This window comes from Blautia sp. MSK.20.85, from assembly GCF_013317245.1.
GTDB lineage: Bacteria > Bacillota > Clostridia > Lachnospirales > Lachnospiraceae > Blautia_A.
Genome location: NZ_JAAIUN010000109.1, coordinates 1 through 407 on the forward strand (window position 1 = coordinate 1; position 407 = coordinate 407).

1 protein-coding gene is annotated in these 407 nt (G+C 41.8%); it reads left to right on the forward strand.

Features of this window, described 5'->3' with window-relative positions; all coding sequences use genetic code 11:
- A partial coding sequence (locus tag G5B12_RS17130) for an RNA-guided endonuclease TnpB family protein (protein ID WP_174088980.1) occupies positions 1-320 on the forward strand: 320 nt, incomplete at its 5' end.
- Positions 321-407 lie beyond the last annotated feature (87 nt).

The window sequence follows — 407 nt, forward strand, 5'->3', positions numbered from 1 at the left end:
ATTGTGTATGTATAGAAGATTTGGATATGAAAGCAATGTCACAGTCGCTGAATTTTGGAAAATCTGTTTCAGATAACGGCTGGGGAATGTTCACAACATTTTTGAAATACAAACTGGAGAAACAGGGTAAGAAGCTTGTGAAGGTGGATAGATTTTTTGCAAGCAGCCAGACCTGTTCTGTTTGTGGTTACAAAAATGCAAAAACGAAAAATCTTGCCCTGAGAGAGTGGGATTGCCCGCAGTGCGGAACCCATCATGATAGAGATGTAAATGCGGCGATAAATATCAGAAATGAGGGAATGCGTTTGGTAATTGCATGACATTAACATAACACAACCGTGGGACACACGGGGATAGCTCGCTTATGCTTAGCACAGTAGTGCTATCGAACGAGAACCAAACTTGCC